This is a genomic window from Saccharospirillum mangrovi (assembly GCF_003367315.1).
Lineage (GTDB): Bacteria > Pseudomonadota > Gammaproteobacteria > Pseudomonadales > Natronospirillaceae > Saccharospirillum > Saccharospirillum mangrovi.
In genome coordinates this window covers 3,139,142-3,164,733 of sequence record NZ_CP031415.1, presented here as the reverse complement: position 1 = coordinate 3,164,733, position 25,592 = coordinate 3,139,142, and the positions used below count along the sequence as shown (strand labels likewise).

The window sequence follows — 25,592 nt, the reverse complement described above, 5'->3', positions numbered from 1 at the left end:
GGTGTAAGTGGTTGCACATCCACTGTGCAGCGCAATCCGGCGCTCGGGTTCGTCTTGAACTGGGTTCAGTATCGGTGTTCGGCGGTGTCAGCAATAGCCGATTTTACCGCCAGTCTTTGTAAGATATTTCCTACAAAAGCGAATGCCTGATGCGCCGCCTGCGCGTCAAAAGCCGGTACAATAACGGCTCCCTGTTGTCCGTTTTTTCGCCCATGTCCCCAGTCGATTCGTCCCAAAACACCGACACCCGCACGGCCTTTGTGTTGAGCCGCCACTGGAGCGAGTTCGATGGCAAGTTGCAGTTGCGCTATTGGCTGAAATCGGACGCGGGCATCGATTGCTGGACCATGGACGGTTTCGAGTCGGTGTGCTTCGTGCCCGAAGCCGAACTCGCCGCCTGGCAACGGCTGTGGCAACAGCTCGATATAAAACCTCGGTTGGGCGAAGCCGAACGTTTGGCCTCGCTCGACGGCGTGCCGGTGCGACCAATCTACAGCGCCACCTATTCCGGCCAGCGCCAGTGGGCGCGGCGCGGGCGCGACCAGCAATTGCGCGTCTGGGAAGACGACATCCAACCGGCCGACCGCTTTTTGATGGAACGGCTGATCACCGCCGGTCTGGAACGGCGCGGCGATAAAGCGCGACCGGCCACGGTGAAACCCAAGCTCTCGGTTGTTTCGCTCGACATCGAAACCGCCTGGTTCGTGCCCGGCAAATGCCCCGATCTGTACAGCATCGCCGTCGTCGCCAACGATGCCAGCGCCGTCTGGGTGGTTGACCGCGGCCAGACAAAACCAGAATCCACGCCGGACGATTTTCATTGGGTCGCCAGCGAAGCCGATTGCCTGCGCGCCTTTATCGACTGGATTCAGGCTTACGATCCGGACGTGCTGGTCGGCTGGAGCGTGGTCGATTTCGACTTGATGGTGTTGCAGCAACACGCCGACCGCCTGGGCGTGCCGTTGGCGCTCGGCCGCCAGCAAACGCCACTGCATTGGTACAGCACCGGCGGCGACCGGCAACGCTTGGAAATCGAAGGCCGGCAAGTGGTCGATGGCCCCGGCACCTTGCGCTCGGCGGCCTGGTATCTGGAAAGTTTTTCGCTGGAATTTGTGGCCCGAACCTTGGTCGGCCGTGGCAAAGCCATCGAAGACAGCGACGACCGCGTCGGCGAAATCGAACGGCTGTATCGCGAATCGCCGCTCGAGTTATACACCTACAACCGCGAAGACGCGCAACTGGTGTTGGAGATTTTCGAGACCGCCGGGCTGTGGCATTTCCTCATCGAACGCGCTGACTTAACCGGCCTCACGCTCGACAAAATCGGTGGCAGTGCGGCTGCCTTCAGCCACGTATATTTGCCGCGTCTGCATCGCGCCGGTCGCGTTGCACCGTCCGTCGGTGAACAGTCACTCACCGACGCCAGCCCTGGCGGCTTCGTAATGGACAGCCGACCGGGTTTGTACAACGACGTCTTAGTGCTCGATTTCAAAAGCCTGTACCCGAGCATCATCCGTACTTTTTTGATCGATCCGCTGGGTTTGCATCGCGGCCTGGAAAGCGACGAAGCCGACACCGTGCCCGGTTTTCTCGACGCCCGTTTCCACCGCGCCGATCATTTATTGCCCGGCATCATCGACCATCTGTGGGCCGCGCGCGATCAGGCCAAGGCGGAAAAAAACGCTTCCATGTCGCAGGCCATCAAGATTTTGATGAACTCTTTTTACGGCGTTTTGGGCAGTCCGCTGTGTCGGTTTTTCGATCCGCGTCTGGCCAGTTCCATTACCCGGCGCGGGCATTGGATTTTGAATCGCAGCCGCGACTTTATTGAAGCGCGCGGCTACCGCGTTATTTATGGCGACACCGACTCGGTGTTTGTCTGGGCCGAAGGCCACGCCAACCCGCCGGCCTTGGGCGCAGAACTCGCCGCCGATTTAAACGCCTGGTGGCAGCAACAATTGCGCGATGATTTCCAACTCGAATGCCATCTGGAAATGGAATTTGAAACCCATTACCAACGCTTCCTGATGCCCACCATTCGCGGCCTGGATACCGGCTCAAAAAAACGCTACGCCGGTTTGATTGAACTCGAAGGCGAACAAAAACTGGTGTTCAAAGGGCTGGAAGCTGTACGCACCGACTGGACGCCGTTGGCGAAACAATTTCAGGAAGAGCTCTATCGGCGGGTGTTTCTGGATCAGGATTATCGCGGCTTTGTGCGCGATGAAGTGGCGGCGCTGAAAGCCGGCCAGCGCGACGACCGCCTGATTTATCGGCGGCGTCTGCGCCGATCACTGAGCAGTTACGAAAAACAAAAACCACCGCACGTTCAGGCGGCCCTGAAACGCAAAGCGGAACAACCAAGTTGGCACGGTCGTGAAATCCGTTACGTGATGACGTTGAACGGTGTCGAGCCGGATCCGTTTATTCGTTCAGCCATCGACTATCAACATTATATTGAGCGCCAGCTGGAGCCGGTCGCCGATGGCATTTTGCATTTTGTCGGCACCAGTTTTTCTGAACTGGTGGACGAACAACTCAGCCTGTTTTAGTCGTTACACTAGGAAGCCACCAACGGCAGCCGACGCCGCTGGCCTAACATGCGCTGAGCGGCAAACAGGGCGCGCCAGATAATGGGTAATTCCTTCCAACCCTGGCGCGAAAACGGTTTTACCAGTGTCGCCGCCAACACCAAGAGATACGGCTTGCAACGCACGCCCCAATTCTCGCCATACACAAAATGCACGTAGAAAAAATTGCGATACACGTAAGCACTTTTCCAGCTCAGCGTCGTGATGTTCACCATCGGTAATTGGCGTTTCAGGATGGCTTTGTTCGCCAGTCGGATATCAAAACCGGCCTGGCGAATGCGCAGGCAATAATCGACGTCGTCGAGAAAAATAAAATAATTCGGGTCAGGCAGACCGACAGTCTTTACGACCTTGCGCTGTACAAACAAACCCTCAAAGGTGGCGATGGCGAGCGACAAGCGGTCGGGCACGTCGGCAACCTTGGCGTAGCAATCTTCAATGCTTGCCCGGCGCGGATTGCCGATCCACCAGCGGGTTAAGTCGTATTGCTGGCTGGCGCGCTCGACCAATTGGCCGTCTGAATTTTCGCGCAGGCAAGCCATTACCGGATCGTTCTGTTGCAGCAATTGTTGCAGGCAATGTTCGTGCGGTGCGACGTCGTCGTCCATCAGCCAGATGTAATCGGCGCCATCGAGATAGGCCATTTCCACACCCACGGAAAATCCACCGGCGCCGCCGAGGTTATCGATCATCGGTACATGGTGCAGCGCTAACGAGCCGTCGTAGCCATTGAGGTATTCGGTGGTGCCGTCGGTACTGGCGTTATTGATGACATATACCTGATCGACCGGGCGGCTTTGACTGGCTAAAGCCGCCAGGCAATTTTGCAACAACGACAAACGATTAAAAGTGACGAGAACAACAGCAACTTCAGTCACGGTTTCAGGATTCCAGTAAACGGGTGTGGCGGGTGAAATCGCCGCGCCAACTGTCGAATAAACCGCGCAGCGCCAAGCCGAAATGGCGCCGGTTAGGTTGCGTCAGGCTGTAAAACCACAGTTGTTTGATGGCGAATAAAGCGGCGGATAAGCGGCCCTGATAACGACGGGCGTTGCTAAAACCATTGCGGCTCTGGCAGTAAATTTTGATCGGACTGTTGCCCTGGTTGAAATGCAACTGGCCGAACAACATCGGCCGGCCAATACCGGCTTGCAGCGGGTGAAAAAACTGACAGTCGCTGAGCGTGGCGATGCGGGCACCGGCGGCGTGGGCGCGCAACCGATATTCAATGTCGTCGCCCCAAATAAAATAATCGCGGCGCGGCAGGCCGATGCGTTCCACCAGACTGCGCTTCAGCACCACGCCGTTGAACGGAATTAACACATCGTGCAGATCGGTTTTATCGAAGCGCTGCTGCACTTGTTGGACGGTGCGCAGCGGTTGGCGTTCGCCGGTCAGACGCAGCGGGAAACTCAGACGTTGTTGTTCATCGACGACCATCGGTCCGTAAAAATCGTAGCGGTCGTAGTGTTGCAGCAGTTTTTCCAGGCAGTCCTGTGGCGGGTAACCGTCGTCGTCCATCAACCAGATGGCGTCGGCACCCTCGCGCATTGCCTCGCTGATGCCGCGATGAAAGCCACCGGCACCGCCCGAATTGGTCGGCAATTTCAGGTAGCGCAGTTGCGGCTTTTCCAGCCAGCCGTGTTGTTGCAGCGCTTGTTCGGTGCCGTCGCGACTGGCGTTGTCGATCACAATAATTCGATCCACGGGCCGGCTTTGATGATCGAGATGCCGCAGGCAATTCATCAGCTCGCATTTGCGATTGAAGGTCACCACCACCGCGACGACGCGAATGTTCATGCGTGGTAGAACGCTTGCAGCGATTGTTTGTTTGCCAGCGAAGCCAGTACCTGATCGGAAACTTCCAGTGCTTCGCGCACGGTTACATCCATGTCCAGATAACGGTAGGTGCCGAGTCGGCCGACAAAGGTAACGCCGGTTTCCTGTTGGGCGGCGTGCACGTAATCGTCCAATAGCGCTTTGTCGTTAACCATACGTTTGGGGTAATACGGAATGTCATCCGGCCCGCATTCGCGGCTGAATTCCTGGTAGCAAACAGTGCCGGTGTGAGATTCCCACGGGCTGAAATGTTTGTGTTCGGTGACGCGGGTGTAGGGCACATCGGCATCGCAATAATTGATGACGGCGTTGCCCTGATAATCGCTTGCGGCGGTGATGCGTTCGAAATCCAGCGTGCGATAACCGAGCCGGCCAAGGCGGTGGTTGAACCAGGCGTCCAACGGGCCGGACCAGAATATGTGGTCAACGTTCTCCGCCATCTCGGCGCTGTAAGGGGTGTTCAATTGCACCGAGATGTTCGGGTGGTCAAGTATGTTCGCTACTAAATCGGTGTAGCCGTCTTTGGGCATGCCCTGGTAGCGGTGGCTGAAATAGTTGTCGTCGTAATTGAACCGCACTGGCAGCCGTTTGAGGATGCTGGCCGGCAATTCACTGGGTTCGCAACCCCACTGCTTTTTGGTGTAGCCGTAGAAGAAAGCGTGGTACAGATCTGCGCCAATCATCGCCAGCGCCTGTTGTTCGAAATTGGCGGGTTCGACGATGCTCTGGTCCATTTGGTCGGCAATAAACTGCGCCGCTTGTTGTGGATTGAACTGCTGTTTAAAAAACTGATTGATGGTGTGCAGGTTGATCGGCAACGAATACACCTGCGCCTGGCTGACGGCTTTGACCCGGTTGACGTAAGGTTTGAATTCAGCAAACCGATTGACGTAATCCCAGGTGCGTTGATCGTCGGTGTGGAAAATGTGCGGGCCGTACTGATGCACCATGATGCCGGTTTGGGCATCGCGTTCGGTGTGGCAATTACCGGCAATATGACCGCGCTGTTCGACGATGGAAATTTGATGCCCGGCCTCGGCCAACTGGCGTCCGATAACGGCGTTGGAAAAGCCAGCGCCGACCAATAAAAAATGCGTCATAACACGAACCTCAAAACGGCATCAGGCGTTGAAATAAGGGTCCCAGTACTGGTCGGTGACCGTCAGTCTGAGTTTTTTCAGTTGGCGAAAGCGCCAGAAAAACCGCAGTGAATACAGCGCGAACAGACTGCTTTGTTTAATCAGTTGCGACAGCCGCCGTTCGCTGCGGTAGCCCTTGAGTGTGCTCGGGTCGAAAAACACCAGACTGCGAAAATGCCCAGCACCCACGAGCCGGGTTTCGTTCATCGGCACCGGGTAGGGGTTGCCGTCGCTGAGCGTTTTGCGCGACAAAAACGGCAGGTAACCGAAGCCCGACAACAACACTTTGAGTTTGCTGAACTTGCGGTATTGGCGGTGCGCTTCATCGTCCACCGACAGCCAGGGCGACATGTCCTGCATCGGGTAGTGCGCCATGGCGCGTTGATGAATGGCTTTGAGGCGTTCGACGTCGTTGAAATACTGCGGGTTCAATCGAGTCACTTCCTGCAAACCCCACAGCACCATCGATGATCGGTAGTTGTCGCCCATCAGCATGAACTTGACGAATTGCTCGGCGATGGACTTCAACATCGGCAGTGCGCGTGTTTCTTCCGGGCACAGAAAACGCATGTAGCAGGCGTTGCGCATCTCGTAGATGAATTGCCAGGTGTAGGGTTTTTTGTGGAAGTCTTCGTGCCACAAAAACGCGCTCGGCAAGGTGAACGACGGAATGCCTTTTTGCGCCAGTTGGCGGGCAACCAGAATGTCGTCGTTCTTGATGAACATGTTGGGAATAAAGGGTGTTTCAGCGACCGGCAAAGCGGTGCCCCACCAGGCGGTAAACGCCGTTTGGTGGACCCGATTCAGACGGTTCAATGTGCTCGGTTTTTTGGCACTTAAACTGGCGTTGTGGCGGAAGATGCGCGTCACCCGGCTGTAATCCAGACCGGCACCTTGTTCCCATACCAGCCAGGGCTGGCTGGCGCTCATCATCATCATGCCGACGGCAGCCGGTTGCGTGGTCAGGTTGGCAAACATCAGCGCGCGATAGACCAGCTCCGGGTAGATTTCGACGTCGTCATCCATAAACAAAACACGATGCGCTTCGATGCCTTTGGCGTAGCGCAACGAGCGCATAAAACCGCCGGTGCCGCCGAGGTTGTCCTGGCTGATTAAATGCACGCCCGACGGCAATTGTTCGGCGCTGAGCGTGCGGCCGTTATCGACGACGACGATGTCGAGATTCAACCGACCCAGCTCGGCACAGTGAGTCAGTTTTTCCAGATTGGGCAGCAGATATTGTTCGCGTTTAAAGGTGGTGATGCCGATGACCAGCTTGTGATTCGGCTCGGCAACTTGATCGGTCACCCAGGCCATGTCGCAGACATCGAAGGCGGTCTGGCCGCTGTCCAGTCGCACGAAGAAATAGCCGGCTTCCGGTCGTAAGGCGATGTCGGCGGACACTAACTGTTTGCCTTCGTCCACCTGCCAATCCAGCACCAATGTTTTGGCGCTCATGCCATCGACGAAATAGACCTGAATGCGACCGGCGCCGGTCACCTGGCCGACTTGCAATTGAATGCGTCGAATCGGGGTGTAGTGGTGGTAATGGTGGTTGGGAAAGCAGTGCGCCAACTGGTTGAGGTTCAGTTCGGTCTGCGCTGGCAAACGCAAGCCGCGGTCGCCGCGAATTAATGACAGCATGGCGTCGCTGGCGAAGAGCACGCGTTTTTCCAGATGGTCGATGTTGAATTGCAGGTGTTGCAGGCGGGTCATGCCGGTTGGTCCTCTTGAATGACGCCGTGCGCCATGCGGATGATTCGGTTGCAGCTGCGGCGAGCGAGGCCTTCGTCGTGCGTTGCCATGACCAGAATGCCGGCGGCGTCGACGTAACTTTTCAGCCGGGCTTCGGCTTTGTCGCGGAACTGTTCGTCGCCGACGCTCATCCATTCGTCCATCAACAAAATGTCGGGCGCGACGCTGGTGGAAATGGCGAACGCCAGGCGCAACACCATGCCGCTGGAATAGGTGCGTACTGGCATGTAGATGAAGTCGCCGAGTTCGCTGAATTCGACAATGCCGTCGATCAGGGCGTCGCTTTGCGAACGCGTTTTGCCCATGAACAACAGCCGTAACCGGATGTTTTCCAGGCCGGTGAGTTCCGGGTCCATGCCGAGCATGGAATCGAGCAAGCTGGTGATGCGTCCGCTCACCGACACCTGGCCGGACACAGGCGTATAAACGCCCGCCAGCACACGCAGCAAGGTGGTTTTGCCGCTGCCGTTGTGGCCCAGCAACGCCACGCGTTCGCCGTGTTGAATGCGCAGATTGATGTCACGCAGTGCTTCAATTTCGACGCGGTTTTTCGGGTCTTTCAGAATGCGACCACCGGCGGCCGAGAGCAGCGTTCGCTTGAACGAGCGGTCGTCCGATTCGTAAATCGGGAAACGAATCTGCACCTGATCGAGTTGGATGTTCATGGTTGTGCCGGTCGTCATAGCCAATACACCAGGCGGTGGCCGCTGCGTTTGAGCAAATAGAGCGCCGCCAGCAGCAACACAACGGCGCTGCCCAGTGCGAAACCCCATTCGTGCAGGCTGGGAACTTGCCCCAAAAACGGTGCTCGAATCAGATCGACGTAGACCGCCAGCGGATTGAGTTCGGCAATAAAACGGCGTTGGCCCGACAGTTGATCCGGGTGCCAGACGATGGGCGTGACGAAGAAGAACAGGTTCATCAGGCTGGTCAGCACCGGTTGCATGTCGCGGTAGCGGGTGCAGAAAAAACTGATGATCAGACCGATAAAGAAGAAGTTACAGCCGATTAATACCAGCGCCGGAATCACCAGCAACAGCGTCCAATGAATCGGCAAACCGAGGATCAAAAACAGCACCGGGATGATCGCCAGGTTGTGCGCCAGGATGATCAGTTGCCGGTACTGCACGCGCAGGATGAACAGCGACAGCGGCAGCTTCATGTTGCGCAGGTAATGCGCCGAGTGCTGGAAGATTTCCCCGAACTCAATCAATTGCGCCGAGATAAACCCCCAGGCGATTAACCCCAGACTGAGGTGCGGCATAAAGGCGCGGATGTCGATGTTGAAAATGCTGCCGTACAGCGGACCCATGACGGCGATGGTGACCGCCATGCTGATGGTTAACCACAACGGACCCAGAACAGAACGACGGTAGCGCGCCAGGATGTCGTTCCAGCCCAGCGTCATCCAGATGCGGTACAGCCGGAACGCTGAAGCAACGTCGTTGAGCGGGAAGCGCAAGGTGCCCGCCAGATTGGAAGTGAATGAGGAGTAAAACACGCCAACAACTCAAAAGGGCTAGTGGGAATATACCGACAAGTATCTTAGGTGACGTATGGTATCTTTATGTGTAATTTTTGATAGCTTGGTTTATTAAAATGTGACTTATGTCTATAAATAATCAATAAGGGTATCTTTAAAGAATACCTATTGAGAGGCGGGTGAGCTGGAGCTGGGCACGGCTTTCTGTGCGGGCGGTCATGGAATGGTCGCAGACAAGGCCGGAGCGGCACCTTATAATCCGGCGCCATGCCGAAACCAAAGTCTCCCCGTCGTCCTTCTCGTTCCCATTCATCGTCGTCCGACAGCCGCTGGCAGCGTTGGCGCTGGCGTTTGTTGCAGGCCGCGCTGATCGGCCTGGCGGTATTAATCGCCTGGATGTTCTATCTCAATGCTGTGGTGCGCGAACGCTTTGAAGGCCAGCGCTTTACGATTCCGGCGCGCGTCTACAGCGAAGCGCAGGAGCTCTACGCCGGCGCGCCGCTCAGTGTCGACCAGGCGCAGGCGTTGCTGGAACAGTTGGGGTATCGCGCGTCCGATCGCATCAACCAGCCCGGTCGTTTTCAGCGCAGCGGCCAGACGTTGCATGTGCACACTCGCGGCTTCAATTTCTGGGACGAGGTGGAGCCGTCGCGCATTCTGACGCTCGATTTCAGCGGCCACTCGCTGCAAAGCGTGACCGATGTGTCGAACGATCCCATTCTGCTAGCGCGGCTCGACCCGCTGTTTATCGGTCAGGTGTATCCGGGCAATCGCGAAGACCGTTTGCTGATGCCGTTGCAGGTGATGCCGCCAACGCTGGTTGCCGGTTTGATCGTGGTCGAAGACCGACATTTCTTTGAGCACCACGGCGTGTCGATTACCGGCATTGCCCGGGCGCTGTGGGCCAACATTACGTCCGGTTCCATTGAACAGGGCGGCAGCACGCTGACGCAGCAGTTGGTGAAGAATCTGTATTTGTCGTCCGAGCAAACGTTGTGGCGCAAAGGCAATGAAGCCTTGATGGCGTTGTTGATGGAATGGCATTACGACAAGGCGACCATTCTTGAGGCGTATTTAAACGAGGTGTATGTCGGCCAGCAGGGCCAGCGTTCGGTGAACGGCTTTGGGCTGGGTGCGCAGTTCTTCTTCGGTACGCCGCTGCCGGCGCTCGATTTGCACCAGCAGGCGTTGCTGGTCGGCATGATCAAAGGGCCGTCGTATTACAACCCGCGCCGCAATCCGGAACGGGCATTGGAGCGGCGCAATCTGGTGCTGCGGCTGTGGTATGAGAACGGCATCATCGAAGATCTGGATTATCAGCAGGCGATTCGCCAGCCGCTCGACATCAGTACGGCGCCGGGTCAGGCCAGTTATCCGGCCTTTATGGATCTGGTGCGGCGGCAACTGGCCGAGGGTTATCGCAAGGAAGATTTACTGGCCGAAGGTCTGACCGTTTTCACCACCCTGAACCCGCTGGCGCAGTTGGGTTTAGAGCATGCGGTTGAACGTCGTCTGCCGGAAGTCGAAGCCTCGGCCGGGCCGGGCGACGAATTGGAAACCGCTGCGTTGGTGACGCGGCCTTCGACCGGCGATGTGCTCGCCATGCTCGGCGGTCGTCGTCCGGAAGTGGCCGGCTTTAACCGCGCGCTGGATGCGCGTCGTTCCATTGGCTCGTTGATGAAACCGGCGGTTTATCTGGCGGCGCTGGAACAGGGCTACACCCTGGCGACGCCGATCAGCGATGCTGAAGTCACCGTCTCTGGTGCCGACGGCAAACTCTGGCAGCCGCGTAATTACGATAAGGAAAGCCACGGCAATCCATTGTTGATCGACGCTCTGGCAAACAGTTACAACCAGGCGACGGCGCGGCTGGGCATGGAAGTCGGGTTGGCGAATGTGTTCGATGTGATCGACCGGCTTGGCATCGACGAAACGCCGCCGCCGGTGCCGGCGGTGATGCTTGGCGCGCATGGCCTGTCGCCGTTCCAGGTGGCGCAGTATTTCCAGACCATTTCCGGCAACGGTTTCTACACCCCGCTGAACGCCATCCGCGCCGTGGTGCATCCGCAACAGGGCGTGTTGCAGCGGTTTGATTTGAGCGTTGAGCAACGCTTCGACCCGGAGCAGGTGTTTCTGCTTCAGGACGCATTGCATCAGGTCACGCTCACCGGCACCGCACGTTCGTTGCAATGGCGCTTGCCGCAAGACTGGTGGCTGGCTGGCAAGACCGGCACCACCGACGACAACCGCGACGCCTGGTTTGCCGGCTACAGCGGCGACCGCCAAGCCGTGGTCTGGGTCGGCCGCGACAACAACGCACCGATGGCGTTGACCGGCTCCAGCGGCGCCTTGCCGATCTGGGCGGAACTGATGCGCGAACTGGAACCGATTCAGGAGCGCCGAGGCCAGCCGGTGCGGGTCGATTACTTGCCGGTGAATGACAGTGGCGCCGTGGTGCCGCAGCGCTGCGACGGCGCTCGTCTGTTGCCCTTCGTCGTCGGCACCGAGCCTGACAACCAACGTCGCTGCAACGCCGACGGCCCGGCCAGCGATGCCACCGACCAAAACGTGGAGAAGCCTTCGATATGGGAACGCCTGTTCAATTGATGCGGCCGTTATCGGTCACATTGTTGTTGTCATTGTTGCTGGCACTGCTGTTGGCCGGCTGCGTCAGCCAGCCCGGCCCGAGCGACCGGCTGCAACAACAGGAAGACCGACTGACGCCGGATGCCGAACAGAACGCCGCACCGGCACCGCGTTCGCCGGTCGATCAACTGCGCAGCGAAGCGCTGGCCGCACAGGCCGCGGGTGATTGGGACAAAGCCGCCGGCTTACTCGAACGGGCGTTGCGACTCGACAGCCGCGACGCCGACCTCTACGCCGAAATTGCCGAAGTGCGGCTGGGCCAGGGCCGTTTCAGCGACGCCGAACAAATCGCCTTGCGAGGATTAACCGTCAACACCGGCAACCGCGAGCGCAGCGCACGGCTGTGGCACGCCATTGCTCAGGCCCGGTCCGGGCAGGGAAATTTGGAAGGCGCACGCCAGGCCAGGGCGCAGGCGTGCGAGTTTGGGATGTGTGAGTAGGGCGCGTTGCGCCCTGGAAGACGCTTTACGGGAGCGGTACGCCGCCCGGACGGGAGACGCTGAATAGCGGCGACGGGTTTGTCCTTTGCTAACTGGCGTCTCCCGTCTCCCGTCTCCCGTCTTCCGTCAAGCGTTAAGCTGTCACCAAATACGGCAATCGCGTTTCATCCACGCCGAAACACGCCACGGTTGAAGCAGCATCCTGCTGCTTCAACATCGGCGTTTCTGCGCTGCAACGTTCATTCGCAAATTGGCAACGGCCGTGGAAGGCGCAGCCCGATGGCGGGTTCAACGGCGATGGCAACTCGCCGGTCAGGCGAATTTTCTCGATGCGTTTTTCCGGTTCGATGCGCGGCGTTGACGACAGCAGCGCCCGTGTATACGGATGCTGCGGATTGCCGAAAATCTGCTCGGTCGAACCGTATTCCACCACCTTGCCCAGGTACATCACCATGACGTCGTCGGCGATGTGTTCCACCACCGACAGATCGTGCGAGATGAACACGTAAGCCAGGCCCAGTTCGTCCTGCAAATCCATCATCAGGTTCAGTACCTGTGCCTGAACCGATACGTCCAGTGCCGATACCGGTTCGTCGGCGACGACGACTTTCGGGTTCATCATCAAACCACGCGCGATGGCGATGCGCTGGCGCTGACCGCCGGAAAACATGTGCGGGTAGCGGTCGTAATGTTCCGGGCGTAAACCGACTTTTTGCAGCAGGCTGAGCGCTTTTTCCTTGCGTTCGGCTTTGCTCAGCTGGGTGTTGATGACCAGCGGTTCTTCCAAAATGGTGCCGATTTTTTTGCGCGGGTTCAGCGAGCCGTACGGGTTCTGGAAAATAATCTGGATACGCTGACGCAATTCTTTGCGTTTGGCGGCATCGAGTTTCAGCAGATCCTGGCCGTCGAATTCGAGCGCGCCTTCGGTGGGTGTTTCGATCATCGTCAGCAGTCGCGCCAGCGTTGATTTACCGCAACCGGATTCACCGACTACGGCCAGCGTCTTGCCGGCTTCAACGGAGAAATTCACGCCGTCGAGCGCTTTCACCGTGCCCTTGGGCTTCATAAAACCCTGGTTCACGCTGTAATGCTGTTTCAGTCCCAGCCCCTGCATGATGGGGCGGTTTTGGGTGTCCGTCATGCGGCGGGCCTCCCGTTGTCATCCAATGGATAGAAGCACTTGGCCTGGCGACCTTGCGGGCCGATGTAGCTCGGTTCTTCGCTGCGGCAGCGGTCGGTGGCGTACGGACAGCGCGGGTTCAGCAGGCAGCCCTGGGGCCGGTCGTTAGCGCCGGGCACCACGCCGGGCAGCGCTTGCAGGCGATTGTGACCCATGGCCGATTCGGGCAGGGAACGCATCAGTGCCTGGGTGTAAGGGTGACGCGGCGCTTTGAAAATTTCGGCGGCCGGGCCGGTCTCGACGATCTGGCCGGCGTACATCACCACCACGCGATCAGCCGCTTCAGCGACCAATGCCAGGTCGTGTGTGATCAGAATCAGACCCATCTGTTTTTCGCGTTGCAGCTTGAGCAGCAACTCGATGATCTGCGCCTGAATGGTCACGTCGAGCGCCGTGGTCGGTTCGTCGGCGATCAGCAATTTCGGGTCGCAGGCAATCGCCATGGCGATCATCACGCGCTGGCTCATACCGCCCGATAACTGATGCGGGAAGTTGTTGATGCGGCTTTCCGGTGCCGGAATACCCACCTGACGCAGCAGGTCGATGGCCTTTTCCTTACGCTCGGCGGGCGTGCCGCCCTGGTGCACTTCGATGGCTTCCATGATCTGGTTGCCGACGGTGAACGCCGGGTTCAGCGAGGTCATCGGGTCCTGGAAGATCATTGAAATATCAGAGCCGGTGATTTTACGGCGCTGTTTTTCACTCAGTTTCAGCAGGTCGGTGTCTTTGAAACTCAGGCCCTGGGCTTCGACCTTGCCAGGGAAATCGATCAGTCCCATCAACGCCAGCGACGACACACTTTTGCCGGAACCGGATTCGCCGACAATGCCGACCACTTCGCCGGCTTTGACTTGATAGCTGATGCGGTCAACGGCGGTAAAAGGGTTCTTGCCGGTGCCGAAACGGACGCTGAGGTTTTCGACCGACAGCAGCGTGGATTCTTGAGCAGTCACTGCGGTCTCCTATTGTTTGAGTTTGGGATCGAGGGCATCGCGCAAGCCATCGCCCATTAAATTGAACGCCAATACGGTCAGCAAAATGACCACGCCGGGGAAGGTCACCACCCACCAGGCGCTTTGAATAAATTCGCGCGCGGTGGCGAGCATGGAGCCCCATTCCGGCAACGGCGGCTGAGCACCGAGACCGAGGAAGCCGAGCGCGGCCATGTCGAGAATGGCGTTGGAAAAACCGAGCGTGGCCTGCACGATTAACGGCGCCAGGCAGTTCGGCAAAATGGTGATGAACATCAGCCGCAGCGAAGACGCTCCGGCGACGCGTGATGACACCACGTAGTCTTTGTTGATTTCGCTGAGCACCGAGGCGCGCGTTAAACGCACGTAATGCGGCAAATACACCAGCGACAACGCCAGCCCGGAATTGACGATGCTCGGGCCCAAAATGGCGACCACGGCGATGCCCAGCAACAGCGGCGGCATGGCGAGCAGAACGTCAGAAACGCGCATCACAGCAGAGTCGATAACGCCACCGAAAAAGCCCGCTGCCAGACCCAGGCAAATGCCCATTGCCAGCGACAAGGTGACGATCACCAGACCGATCAACAATGACAATCGGGCGCCGTGAATCAGGCGCGACAGAATATCGCGGCCAACGCCGTCGGTGCCGAGCAGAAACTGACTGGTGCCTTCGGCCGTCCAGGCTGGTGGCGTCAGAATGAATTGACGGAACTGTTCGTGCGGGTGATGCGGCGCGATGAAATCGGCAAAGATCGCCACCAGCACAATGAATACGATAAAACCGAGACCGGCGAGCGCGCCTCGGTTGGCGGAAAAATACGACCAGAATTCAGCCAGCGGCGAAACCGGTTTACTTGCAAGAGTCTGTGTCATGACCGGCTCCTTATTTGCTGTGGCGCACGCGCGGATTGACCACGCCGTACATCAGATCGACCAGCAGGTTGACCAGAATGATCAGCGTTGCAACCAGTAGCAGTCCGCCCTGAACGACGGGATAGTCGCGGCGGTTGATGGCTTCAATCAGCCACTTGCCAACGCCCGGCCAGGCGAAAATGGTTTCCGTCAGAATGGCGCCAGAGAGCAACATCCCGACCTGCAAACCCATCACCGTGATCACAGGAATCAATGCATTGCGCAGCGCGTGTTTGGCGACGACGCGGGTTTTGCTCAGGCCTTTGGCGCGGGCGGTGCGAATGTAGTCTTCACCCAGCACTTCGAGCATGGACGAACGCGTCATCCGCGCGATCACCGCCATCGGAATGGTGCCCAGCACGATGGAGGGCAACAGCAGGTGTTGCAGCGCCGAGGCAAAGGCGCCTTTGGCGGGCGACAACAACGTATCGATCAACATAAAGCCGGTGACGTTATCTACCCAGAACATCACATCCATACGGCCGGATACGGGCGTCCAACCCAGGTTGACCGAGAACAATAAAATCAGCAGCAGACCCCACCAGAAAATCGGCATCGAATAGCCGGCCAGAGAAATGGTCATCACGGTGTGGTCGAGCCAACCGCCGCGGCGAATGGCGGCCAGAATGCCCAGCGTTAAACCGACGAGGACGGCAAAGATGCCGGCGCAGATGGTCAGTTCCAGCGTGGCAGGAAAGCGGGCCATAAATTCTGACAGTACCGGCTTGCCGGTGACGTAGGACGTGCCCAGATCGCCCTGCAGAATGTTACCAATGTAGATGAAGTACTGTTGCCAGAGCGGCTTGTCGAGGCCGAGCATGGCTTCCAGTTCGGCGCGGGTTTCGGCGGAGACACCGCGCTCGCCACCCATGATGGTGACGACATCGCCAGGAATGAGGTGAATAAGAGCAAAGGCGAACAACGACACCCCAATAAAGGTGGGGATCACCATGCCCAGGCGACGTAAGAAGAATTGCAACATGTGGCTAACCTGAAACGAGAAAGGGCGGCAGTGACACTGCCGCCCTGTGAAGGTCTGTCATTATTCTCAGGCGATGTTATTCAGCCAGGCTGACACCGTAGAACGCGTGAACACCGAACGGGCTCATTTTGTAACCCTGAACGGACGGGCTCATCGGCTCGTAAACAACAGAGTGAGCAACGGTGATCCAAGGCGCTTCTTCTTTGAACACCAACTGAGCCTGCTCGTACAGCGCAGTGCGTTGGTCGATGTCAGAGACGCGCAGGGCATCGTTAACCAGAGTGTTGAACTCGTCGTTGCACCAGAAGGCAATGTTGCCGCCAGTGGCCGCTGCCTGGCAGCCGAGCAGGGTGTTCAGGAAGTTATCCGGATCACCATTGTCGCCGGTCCAGCCCAACATGGCGGTTTCGTGGTCGCCATTGGAGGTGCGGTCCAGGTACTCGCCCCACTCGTAGGAAACGATCTCAGCGTCAACGCCAACAGCCGCCCAGTCAGACTGGATCAGCTCCGCCATACGGCGAGCGTTCGGGTTGTACGGACGTTGTACCGGCATGGCCCAGATGTTGGTTTCGAAACCGTTCGGGTAGCCAGCTTGCGCCAGCAGTTCGCGGGCACGGGCCGGATCGTAGTCGTAATCGACAACGTCATCGTTGTAAGACCACATAGTCGGCGGGATCGGGTTTTTGGCGGCTTCGCCAGCGCCCTGATACACCGCTTCCAGAATGGAGGCCTTGTTGGTAGCCAGGTTCAGCGCCTGACGAACCAGTTTGTTGTCGAACGGAGCTTTTTCGGTGTTGAACGCCAGGTAACCAACGTTCAGGCCAGGAGCAGACATGACGCTGATGTTGGAGTCGGCTTGCATTTCAGCAATGTCGGCCGGGTTCGGGTACACCATGTGGTGACATTCGCCAGATTTCAGCTTGGCGTAACGCACGCTGGCGTCCGGAGTGATGGAGAACACCAGACGGTCGATGTCCGCTGCGCCTTCCCAGTAATCCGGGTGAGCGGTGTAACGGATAACGGCGTCTTGCTGGTAATCGGTCAGCATGAACGGACCGGTGCCGATCGGCTGTTGGTCAACCATTTCCGGCGTGCCAGCTTCCATCATGGCGGCGGCGTATTCAGCCGAACCGATGGAGGCGAAGTCCATCGCCAGGTTAGCCAGGAACGGCGCATTCGGTGCGCTCAGTTTGAACACAACCGTCATGTCGTCCGGTGCGGTCAGAGAAGCAATGGCGTCGGCCATGCCCATGTAACCGAAGTAAGCGTAATCCTGGTTGGATACGCCGTGGTACGGATGGCTTTCGTCCATCTGACGGTTGAAGCTCCACAGTACGTCTTCAGCGTTGAAGTCGCGGCTGGGTGTGAAACCGTGGTTGGTGTGGAACTTAACGCCGTCACGCAGGTGGAAGGTGTAAGTCAGGCCGTCGTCGGAAATTTCCCAGCTTTCAGCCAGGCCCGGGTTAACGGCAGTGCCGCCACGCTCGAATTCAACCAGGCGGTTGAACATGGTACGACCGGCTGCATCGAAGGTGGTACCGGAGGTGTAGAACGCCGGGTTGAAACCTTCAGGGCTGGCTTCCGAGCAGTAAACGAAGGTTGTAGCTTCGGCGACTTGCTGGTCTTCGGAGTTGCTGAACCACCAGACGGCGGCGGCAACAACGATTAAGACCACCACAAGAATGGGTATGCCTTTTTTCATTATTATGACTCTCCTAGATGGATGGATGGCCCCGGGTAGGGCGTGGAACGCTTTTGGACGCCGGTGAGGGCGACGCCCATGAACCAAAGCCAACAGCAAAAACAGGGCCACTGCATGATCGGGCTGTTTTCGCGCATTATAAGCTTATAACTGGCTCAAAATGGTGCGTGAGAATAAAACAAGCCTCACAATAGGGCAAACCCCCGCCAGCGGCCAGCCGCGCCTGCCGAGCTGATCCAAAATGGCAAAAAACCGCTTGAGTCAGTACCGATCTGCCTTGGGTTGCTCCTGGCTGTGGCTCGGCTGTCGCATAGGCATGGAGCGGTGCCTTTAAATATGCTAGAAACGCCAAACTGGCTTGAGAGTTGCTTGGCCGCCTGGGGCGAATGGCTGTTGGGCGCAGTCATGAAAGCGGTGTCGCTTTGACGAAAACTTAGGGCTCCGAAGTGTTTTGCATCGCCGTGGGGCTTTGCGCACTATCTTTGCGCCAGAAATGAACAATAAACCATCCTCTCTCGAAGGGCCTTCTGGTGAGCCTGATCCTTGCCAGTCCAGGGGAGAGACCGATCAGGAGAATCAGATGGGTCAGGCAAGCGCCCCGCTGTTGGCCACCGACATTCACAAATGCTTTGGTGAGCTTGAAGTCCTTAAAGGCATTTCATTGGAAGCGGACAAAGGCGACGTCATTTCGGTGATCGGTTCGTCCGGTTCCGGCAAGAGCACCTTCCTGCGTTGCCTGAACATGCTGGAAATTCCCACCTCGGGTGAATTGCGTGTTCATGGCGATAGCGTCCGTTTCAAAACCAATCGTCGCGGCGATCGCGAACCGGCCGATATGCGTCAGGTCGAACGCATTCGTGCGCAATTATCGATGGTGTTTCAAAGTTTCAATCTGTGGTCGCACATGACGGTGATGCAAAACATCATCGAAGCGCCGATGCAGGTGTTGGGCGTCAGCCGCGCCGAAGCCACCGAGCGCGCCGAAGCGCATTTGAATCGGGTCGGCCTGTACGATCGGCGTGATTACTACCCGGCGCACATGTCCGGCGGCCAACAGCAACGCGCCGCCATTGCGCGGGCTTTGGCGATGAACCCGGAAGTGATGCTGTTCGACGAACCGACCTCGGCACTCGATCCGGAACTGGTTGGCGAAGTCTTGAAAGTCATGCGCGCACTGGCCGAAGAAGGCCGCACCATGGTGGTGGTGACGCACGAAATGGCGTTCGCCCGCGACGTTTCCAATAAAGTGATGTTTCTGCACCAGGGCCGCATCGAAGAAGAAGGCGACCCGCAGGACGTGTTCAACAATCCCAAATCTGAACGCTTCAAACAGTTTATTTCGCCGAGTTACTGACGCTTTCACAGCGTCGTGCTGGGCAAGCAGGATGCACGTCCGCGATATGGGCGAGTAGTTGCTGGCAGGACCCGCCCCTTCGGGCCGGGCTCATGGACGAGAGGACCGAGAGAGCTTGGGCGCCCACAAGGCGCCTTATTACAACGACGAAGGCCAGGCACCACCTGGTAACGATAACAACTGGAGTCAAAGAGAATGAAAAAAGTACTGATGACAGTGGCCGCCCTGGTGGCACTGAGCACAGCCGTACAAGCCGAAGATTATGACGTGATCCGTGTCGGTGTGGACGTGCCTTACCCTCCGTTCGAATTCCGTGATCCGAGCGGTGAACTGACTGGTTTCGAAATCGAACTGGGCAACGCCGTGTGCAACGAAATCACCGGCAAAGATTGCGAGTGGGTTATCCAGGCGTGGGACGGCATCATCCCCGGTCTGCTGGCGCGCAAATACGACATGATTTTCTCCTCCATGTCGATCAACCCGGAACGTGCTGAGCGCGTCCTGTTCTCCGACCCGTATTACACCAGCCCGTCTGCGTTCTTCGCAGTTAACGGCCACGAATTCGATGCCAGCGCCACAGCCGGTACTCGCATCGGTGTTCAGCGCGCCACCATTCAGGACACCTACCTGACTGAACTGCACGGCGACGCTGAAATCGTTCGTTACACCACAGCCGATGACATCCTGGTCGATCTGGAAGGTGGTCGTCTGGACGCCATGTTCATCGACTCACTGGCCGGCCTGGGCATGATCGAAGGTTCCGATACTGTCAGCCAGGTCAGCGAAGACATCTCTGAGCCGGTCAGCATTCTGGGCGAAGGCGTTGGCGCTGCATTCCGTAAGCGCGACACCGCTTTGGAAGAAGCTGTCAGCGCGGCGCTGGAGAAATTCAAAAACGATGGTACTTACGACACCATCATGCAGAAATACTTCACTTCCAACATCAAGATCTGATTTTGATGTAACGGGTCTGGTGCACTGCACCAGACCCTTAGCCGGTTTACGTTTGGTTCATTCATCATTGCCAAACGCAAGCCGACTCGACCAATTCCGAGCCTGAATAATAATGATGAAGCCTCGGAATCTAACCACAGAGCGCACACTATGCTGGACCTTTACGGCTACGGCCCTTCGATTTTCAAAGGCGCCTTCCTGACCATTCAATTGGCTTTTCTGTCTCTGCTGATTGCTGTCATCCTCGGTTTGCTCGGTGCCAGCGGCAAGCTGTCAGCCAAGCGACTGTTGCGTTGGACTGCCACGCTCTACACCACTGTGATTCGCGGCGTCCCCGATCTGGTGTTGATGATGCTGATTTATTTCGGCGGCCAGATTGGCATCAACGCCCTGACCGATTGGCTGTACAACACCAGCGGTGGTGCCATCGATATTTTCTTTCAGGTAAACCCGTTTGTGGCCGGCGTTGCTACCATCGGTTTTATTTTCGGTGCCTACATGAGCGAGACTTTTCGCGGTGCCTTTATGGCCGTCGAACCCGGCCAGATTGAAGCCGGCAAAGCCTACGGCATGACCGGCTGGCAAGTGTTTAACCGCATCATGTTTCCGCAGATGATGCGCCACGCACTGCCCGGTTTGGGCAACAACTGGCAAGTGCTGTTGAAGACGACTGCTTTGGTCAGCGTTATTGGCCTCGCCGACATGGTGAACCTGGCGACCGAGGCATCGAAAACCGTGCGCGAACCCTTCATCTTTTTTGTTCCAGTGGCACTGATTTATCTGGCACTCACGACCGTTTCCGAATGGTTTTTCCGTCAACTCAAACGACGCTACAGCGTTGGCGTTGTGGAGGGTTGATCGATGGATTTCATTCTGGCGCTGCTTGAACAAAACAAAATTTTCACCCCCACAACCCTGGCCCATTATTGGGATGGGTTGGTCAACACCGTTCAACTGGTGTTCTTGTCGTTGTTGATTGGCGTGATGCTGGCGGTACCGTTGGCGATTATGCGCACCTCAAAAAAACCATGGATCAACTGGCCGGTCTGGTGTTTCACCTACGTGTTTCGCGGCACGCCGTTGCTGATTCAGTTGTACATGATTTACTACGGCGTGACACTGATCAACGGCATTCAGGATTCGATATTCTGGGTGATTTTCGAACGCGCTTTTTATCCCTGCCTGATCGCCTTCACGCTGAACACGGCGGCCTACACCACGGAGATTTTCCGCGGCGCCATCGAAGCGACACCACGTGGTGAAATCGAAGCGGCCAAAGCCTATGGCATGAGTGCTGCCAAGCGGATGCGGCGCATTATTTTGCCCAGCGCTTTCCGTCGTGCAATTCCGGCATACAGCAACGAAGTGGTGTTTATGCTGCACTCCAGCGCCATCGCCTCGACCGTGACTATTATTGATCTGACCGGCGCTGCGCGTGATATTTATGCGCGCTTTTACGCGCCGTTTCAGGCCTACATTTTTGTCGCGCTGATTTATTTGTGTCTGACTTTCACCATCTTCTATGTGTTCAAGCAGTTGGAAAAACGCCTGCTGGCGCATTTGAGACCGCGTTGACGAATTGATTCCGGGCCGCCTTCGCGGCCTTTTTTAATTGAGGCTAATTTCGTGTTCGGCTCCTACTCCAACTTTCTCGACCATTGTCTGGCGACCGCCGACGAAACCATCGAACCCAGTTTCGATATTCTCAGCGCTGGCACCGAAGTCGCGTTGCTCGACGGCGGCGTATTGCGCGTTGAACCCAATACCGCCTGCGATACTTCTTTGGTGATTTCCTGCGGAGTGCACGGCAACGAAACCGCGCCGATCGAGATCGTCCGCGACATCGTGAGCGATGTGTTGGCCGAAGAGCAGAAAGTTGGTCAGCGTGTGTTGTTCATCATCGGTAACCCCTGGGCGATGCAAGTAGCGAAGCGCTTTGTCGATGTGAACATGAACCGCTTGTTCGCTGGCGACTGGCAACATCAGGACGTCGGTCTGAAAGAAGTAAAGCGCGCCGCCAAACTGGAAGCCTTTGTCGCCAACTTTTTTGCCAGCGAACCGGTCACGGTAACACAGCGCTATCACTACGATTTGCACACCGCCATTCGTGGCAGCCAGCGCGAACGTTTTGCGGTCTATCCGTTTGTGGAAGGTCGGCAATTGCCGGCAAATCAGCAGGCCTTTTTGGCGCGTTCCGATATCGACACGGTGTTGTTGCAACGTGAAGCGGGCAATACCTTTTCGTCGTTTTCATCGCTGAAGTACGAAGCCCAAAGCTTCACGCTCGAACTGGGTCAGGTGAAACCTTTTGGCGAGAACGATTTGAAGCGTTACAGCGGCATCGATTATGCGTTGCGCGAATTGATTGCCGGCGAACCGTTGCCCGAACAGCCGAAGCGCCCGGTAACACAATTCGAAGTTTGCCATTCGATTGAAGTGACCAGTGAACACTGGGAGTTTTTCGTGCCCGACGACGCGCTGAATTTTACCGAATACGCGCCGGGCACATTAATCTGGCGCGATGGCGAGCGCGAATATCGCGTCGGTGAACAGCCCGAATGCATCGTGTTTCCGAACCCCAAAGTGCCGGTTGGTCAACGTGCGGGTTTGATGTTGCGGGCCTTAGCCGCCGAGTAGCCAGAACGGCTGTAACCAAAAAGGCACCAGCGGCGGCACCAGAAAGGCGGTGAAGACACCGGTCAGGCTCATTGCCAAACCGGCAAAGGCGCCGCACGTGATCGACTTTTCGAACGCCTGAGCGGTGCCGAAACCGTGCGCGGTAACGCCTAGTACAAAACCGTACAAGGCATGATCGTGCAGTCGGCACAGTCGCATCAATGTCGGCAAAATCAGAGTGCCGATGGATCCCGCCAACAACACCAAACCCGCCGCCAACGAACCGCTGCCACCGAGGCTGTCGGCCATGCCGATGGCAATGGGCGTGGTGATCGATTTGGCGCTCATGCTTAATGACAGCACTTCGTCGCCGGTGATCCAGGCAGACAACATCACCGCGCTGGCCGACGCCACTAACGCGCCGCTTAAACATGCCAGCAACAACGGCACCGCCATCTTGCGGATCAGCGCCATGTTTTCGTGCAGCGGTACGGCCAGCGCCACCGTTGCCGGGCCAAGCAGGAAATGAATGAAGCGGGTGTCGTTCTGGTATTGCGGATAACCCCAGCCGAACACCGTGATTAATCCCATCAGGCTGAAGATGGAAATAATGACCGGGTGCAGCAACGCATTGCGACCGGCCTTGATATACAGTTGCTCGGCCGCCAGATAGATGCCCACCGTCAGGCTGATCGCCAGCAGGGTTTGAATGGAAGCGATCATGCGCCCGGTGCCTTCAATAATTTGAACAGAGCGATCATCGTCAGTGCTGCCAACACCGTGCTGATGGCGATGATCAGGATGATCCACAAGCCGTTCGACATCAGCCGGTCCCAATGTTGAATCAGGCCGACACCGGCGGGTACGAACAGCAAGGTGAGATAGCGAATCAACGCGCTGCTGGCATCGACCAGTGATTTCGGCACCTGGCGGTAAATCGTCAGCGTGATCCACAGCAGTAAGAGCCCGACCACATTGCCCGGAATCGGCCAGCCAATTAACGCGGTAACCCACTCACCGGCCAGCCAATACACCAACAGAATGAAGAATCCGAACAGCATGGCGCCCTCCTTTGAGCGCTATTGTGCCTCAAGCCATGGGCGCGCACCCAGCAAAAGCCCGAAGACAGTGTTGCAGCGCGGTAGCCGCCACAACGGCGCGCCCTGTATAATGGACCGTTATGAGTAAAGCCAAGCAAAAGCCGCAACCAGGCGGCGGAACCATCGCCCAGAACAAGAAGGCGCGCCACGACTACGAGATTGCCGAGAAAGTCGAGGCCGGCCTGGAGTTAATGGGCTGGGAAGTCAAAAGTCTGCGCGAAGGCAAAGCGCAATTGGTCGACAGCTACGTCATCTTCAAGAACGATGAAGCCTGGCTGATTGGCGCGCACTTCACGCCGTTAAGCACCGCCTCCACCCACGTCATTGCCGACCCGACACGCACCCGCAAACTGCTGATGCACCGTCGCGAAATCGACAAGCTGATGGGCCAGTCCGAGCAGCAGGGTTACACCGTGGTGTGCCTGTCGTTGTTCTGGAAAGGCAATAAAGTGAAAGCCGACGTTGCCTTGGTGAAAGGTAAGAAACTGCACGACAAGCGTGCCACGATGAAAGAGCGCGACTGGAACCGACAGAAAGAACGCATCATGAAAGCCCACAACACCTGATGGTCGGTGCATAGATAGGTTCATAGATAGAAAGCGGCGTGCTAGACTGCGCCACCTCGCGGTTTCCGGGCTCCTGAACATTGGAATAAACCTTGAAAACCGCGACCGTCGGCTGCATTTAGCCGACACCACCGGAACTTTCGGTGAACCGTTTTCGGGGGCGACATGGCTTCGACGCGGGTTACAAAGTTCAAGGTGCATGCCGAGATGGTAGCGAATCTCGTTAAACCAAAGCTGCAAACTCATAGTTGCAAACGATGACAACTACGAAGGTTACGCTCTCGCAGCCTAATCCTTCATAACTGGACCCCTTAACCGGTCCGGCAGTCACTGAGCTGTGCCTGAACGGCTCTACTGACTGTCAATAATTCAGGATCGCAGTGAAGGTTGTCTGGGCCGGAGCTGTTAAACAAACATCCCAGGCTCCCCGAGTCGCACCTGTCCTTCGGTAACGGCAAGGGTAAATTAAAGAAGAGACTAAGCATGTAGGACCGAGAATGGAGGACTTGCGGACGCGGGTTCGATCCCCGCCGCCTCCACCATCAAGCAGTTTCAGTAGATCCACTAACGTCTACGAAACCTCCAAAAGCCCCGTAACAGGGGCTTTTTTGTGCTTGTTCGATCCATGGGGGTCCACTGGTATCTACGAATTCTTGTGGGTAACATCGAGGGTAATCGCTCAATCAGCGATCCCGTTACCCGCAATGAGGTAACCATGGCCGGACAGCTCAACAAACTCTCAGCTACTGAGGTCAAGAACGCCAAAGGCGGCGCCAAGGTTCGCAAGCTGGCGGACGGTGGTGGCTTAACTTTGGTCATCAACTCAAACTCTTCCTGCGAGGGCAGCTTGCCGGTGTCCATCAAGTGAGTCGCGATCTGCTCACCCAACTGAGACACCACCTCGTACTCGAACACGCCCGAAACACCCGACAGTGACGAGTAATACGGCTGCACCTCATCCCAGAGCGTGGGCAAGTACTCACAGACGACTTGTACCAATGCCAGGGTGGTGTCGCCCCAACGATCAAGCAGCAGCAAGGTGCGTTCGACGTTGTTGCTGGTCAGCATCAGCCCTTCGTGTAAGAAGGAGCCCCAGACGGCGGCGACGGCCCAGGGCAAAGGCGGTGGGGTGATTGAATTGGAACCCGATGTGCCATCTGTTGTTTGAAGCAAAGATGACGAACGGTCGTGATGAGAATCGGTCATGGCATTCTCCAGACATAAAAAAGCCCGACCGGCACAGGCGGGTCGGGCTTAGAGGTGTGAAACAAAGGTTAGGATCGTGGCTAAGCCGAAGGCTTAACGATCAATTAGGTAATATGTAGGTGAAAGTATCTCGGATTAAGACTGGATAGTGCC

23 protein-coding genes and 1 other RNA gene are annotated in these 25,592 nt (G+C 57.2%); 10 read left to right on the top strand and 14 right to left on the bottom strand.

The window, feature by feature from the left end; genetic code table 11:
• Positions 1–212 precede the first annotated feature (212 nt).
• On the top strand, positions 213–2,552 hold the full coding sequence (locus tag DW349_RS14835; protein WP_108124362.1) for a DNA polymerase II: 2,340 nt from the start codon (positions 213–215) through the stop codon (positions 2,550–2,552).
• An 8-nt stretch (positions 2,553–2,560) separates the two neighbouring features.
• On the opposite strand, the gene DW349_RS14830 is transcribed toward DW349_RS14835, so the two are convergent.
• Genes DW349_RS14830 through DW349_RS14805 form a run of 6 tightly spaced genes read right to left on the bottom strand, consistent with a single transcriptional unit; the run spans position 2,561 to position 8,825 of the window.
• The gene (locus tag DW349_RS14830) at positions 2,561–3,469 is read right to left on the bottom strand and encodes a glycosyltransferase family 2 protein (protein WP_157954213.1); all 909 of its coding nucleotides are present in this window, start codon (positions 3,467–3,469) and stop codon (positions 2,561–2,563) included.
• 4 nt (positions 3,470–3,473) lie between these two features.
• Positions 3,474–4,391 (bottom strand): glycosyltransferase family 2 protein, encoded by a 918-nt coding sequence (locus DW349_RS14825; RefSeq protein ID WP_108123970.1) that lies wholly within the window; start codon positions 4,389–4,391, stop codon positions 3,474–3,476.
• On the bottom strand, positions 4,388–5,530 hold the full coding sequence (gene glf, locus DW349_RS14820; RefSeq protein WP_108123969.1) for a UDP-galactopyranose mutase: 1,143 nt from the start codon (positions 5,528–5,530) through the stop codon (positions 4,388–4,390). The genes DW349_RS14825 and glf overlap by 4 nt, the downstream gene beginning before the upstream one ends.
• Positions 5,531–5,551: 21 nt before the next feature.
• Positions 5,552–7,285, bottom strand: a complete 1,734-nt coding sequence (locus DW349_RS14815) for a glycosyltransferase family 2 protein (protein WP_108123968.1) — start codon at positions 7,283–7,285, stop codon at positions 5,552–5,554.
• Complete coding sequence (locus DW349_RS14810; protein WP_198650395.1) at positions 7,282–8,007, bottom strand: ABC transporter ATP-binding protein; 726 nt, start codon at positions 8,005–8,007, stop codon at positions 7,282–7,284. The genes DW349_RS14815 and DW349_RS14810 overlap by 4 nt, the downstream gene beginning before the upstream one ends.
• Positions 8,004–8,825: an ABC transporter permease gene (locus DW349_RS14805; protein WP_108123967.1), complete on the bottom strand. Its 822-nt coding sequence runs from the start codon at positions 8,823–8,825 to the stop codon at positions 8,004–8,006. The genes DW349_RS14810 and DW349_RS14805 overlap by 4 nt, the downstream gene beginning before the upstream one ends.
• Before the next feature lie 249 nt (positions 8,826–9,074).
• On the opposite strand from DW349_RS14805, the gene mrcB reads away from it, so the two are divergent.
• Positions 9,075–11,414 carry a penicillin-binding protein 1B gene (mrcB, locus tag DW349_RS14800; RefSeq protein ID WP_108123966.1) on the top strand — a complete coding sequence of 780 codons (2,340 nt, stop codon included), beginning with the start codon at positions 9,075–9,077 and terminating at the stop codon, positions 11,412–11,414.
• Positions 11,393–11,893 (top strand): tetratricopeptide repeat protein, encoded by a 501-nt coding sequence (locus DW349_RS14795; RefSeq protein ID WP_108123965.1) that lies wholly within the window; start codon positions 11,393–11,395, stop codon positions 11,891–11,893. The genes mrcB and DW349_RS14795 overlap by 22 nt, the downstream gene beginning before the upstream one ends.
• Positions 11,894–12,026: 133 nt before the next feature.
• Here DW349_RS14795 and DW349_RS14790 read toward each other — a convergent pair whose 3' ends face one another.
• The 5 genes from DW349_RS14790 to DW349_RS14770 all read right to left on the bottom strand — a co-directional run bounded on the left by DW349_RS14790 (position 12,027) and on the right by DW349_RS14770 (position 17,643).
• Positions 12,027–13,034 (bottom strand): peptide ABC transporter ATP-binding protein, encoded by a 1,008-nt coding sequence (locus tag DW349_RS14790; RefSeq protein ID WP_108123964.1) that lies wholly within the window; start codon positions 13,032–13,034, stop codon positions 12,027–12,029.
• Positions 13,031–14,026 (bottom strand): dipeptide ABC transporter ATP-binding protein, encoded by a 996-nt coding sequence (gene dppD / locus DW349_RS14785; protein WP_198650394.1) that lies wholly within the window; start codon positions 14,024–14,026, stop codon positions 13,031–13,033. The genes DW349_RS14790 and dppD overlap by 4 nt, the downstream gene beginning before the upstream one ends.
• Positions 14,027–14,035: 9 nt before the next feature.
• Complete coding sequence (gene dppC, locus DW349_RS14780) at positions 14,036–14,920, bottom strand: dipeptide ABC transporter permease DppC (RefSeq protein ID WP_108123963.1); 885 nt, start codon at positions 14,918–14,920, stop codon at positions 14,036–14,038.
• 10 nt (positions 14,921–14,930) lie between these two features.
• Complete coding sequence (locus DW349_RS14775) at positions 14,931–15,941, bottom strand: ABC transporter permease subunit (RefSeq protein ID WP_108123962.1); 1,011 nt, start codon at positions 15,939–15,941, stop codon at positions 14,931–14,933.
• Positions 15,942–16,017: 76 nt separating this feature from the next.
• On the bottom strand, positions 16,018–17,643 hold the full coding sequence (locus DW349_RS14770) for an ABC transporter substrate-binding protein (protein ID WP_108123961.1): 1,626 nt from the start codon (positions 17,641–17,643) through the stop codon (positions 16,018–16,020).
• 580 nt (positions 17,644–18,223) lie between these two features.
• Between DW349_RS14770 and DW349_RS14765 the strand changes: the two genes are divergently transcribed.
• The 5 genes from DW349_RS14765 to astE all read left to right on the top strand — a co-directional run bounded on the left by DW349_RS14765 (position 18,224) and on the right by astE (position 22,588).
• Positions 18,224–18,997 carry an ABC transporter ATP-binding protein gene (locus tag DW349_RS14765; RefSeq protein WP_108123960.1) on the top strand — a complete coding sequence of 258 codons (774 nt, stop codon included), beginning with the start codon at positions 18,224–18,226 and terminating at the stop codon, positions 18,995–18,997.
• A gap of 195 nt (positions 18,998–19,192) precedes the next feature.
• Positions 19,193–19,951: a transporter substrate-binding domain-containing protein gene (locus DW349_RS14760; protein WP_108123959.1), complete on the top strand. Its 759-nt coding sequence runs from the start codon at positions 19,193–19,195 to the stop codon at positions 19,949–19,951.
• Between the two features lie 150 nt (positions 19,952–20,101).
• Positions 20,102–20,809, top strand: coding sequence for an ABC transporter permease (locus DW349_RS14755; RefSeq protein ID WP_108123958.1), 708 nt, complete (start codon positions 20,102–20,104; stop codon positions 20,807–20,809).
• A 3-nt stretch (positions 20,810–20,812) separates the two neighbouring features.
• A complete protein-coding gene (locus tag DW349_RS14750) occupies positions 20,813–21,526 on the top strand; it encodes an ABC transporter permease (RefSeq protein WP_108123957.1) in 714 nt (237 codons plus the stop codon).
• Between the two features lie 51 nt (positions 21,527–21,577).
• Positions 21,578–22,588 (top strand): succinylglutamate desuccinylase, encoded by a 1,011-nt coding sequence (astE, locus tag DW349_RS14745; protein WP_157954212.1) that lies wholly within the window; start codon positions 21,578–21,580, stop codon positions 22,586–22,588.
• Here astE and DW349_RS14740 read toward each other — a convergent pair.
• Positions 22,574–23,290, bottom strand: coding sequence for an LrgB family protein (locus tag DW349_RS14740; RefSeq protein ID WP_108123955.1), 717 nt, complete (start codon positions 23,288–23,290; stop codon positions 22,574–22,576). The two genes, astE and DW349_RS14740, sit on opposite strands and share 15 nt — an antisense overlap.
• Complete coding sequence (locus DW349_RS14735; protein WP_108123954.1) at positions 23,287–23,628, bottom strand: CidA/LrgA family protein; 342 nt, start codon at positions 23,626–23,628, stop codon at positions 23,287–23,289. Before DW349_RS14735 ends, DW349_RS14740 begins: the two co-directional genes overlap by 4 nt.
• Positions 23,629–23,747: 119 nt before the next feature.
• Between DW349_RS14735 and smpB the strand changes: the two genes are divergently transcribed.
• Both smpB and ssrA read left to right on the top strand, forming a co-directional pair.
• Complete coding sequence (gene smpB / locus DW349_RS14730) at positions 23,748–24,233, top strand: SsrA-binding protein SmpB (RefSeq protein WP_108123953.1); 486 nt, start codon at positions 23,748–23,750, stop codon at positions 24,231–24,233.
• 156 nt (positions 24,234–24,389) lie between these two features.
• Positions 24,390–24,775: a transfer-messenger RNA gene (gene ssrA / locus DW349_RS14725) on the top strand.
• 22 nt (positions 24,776–24,797) lie between these two features.
• Here ssrA and DW349_RS14720 read toward each other — a convergent pair.
• Entirely contained in the window at positions 24,798–25,439 is a 642-nt protein-coding gene (locus tag DW349_RS14720) for a hypothetical protein (protein ID WP_157954211.1), read from the bottom strand.
• Between the last annotated feature and the right edge of the window lie 153 nt (positions 25,440–25,592).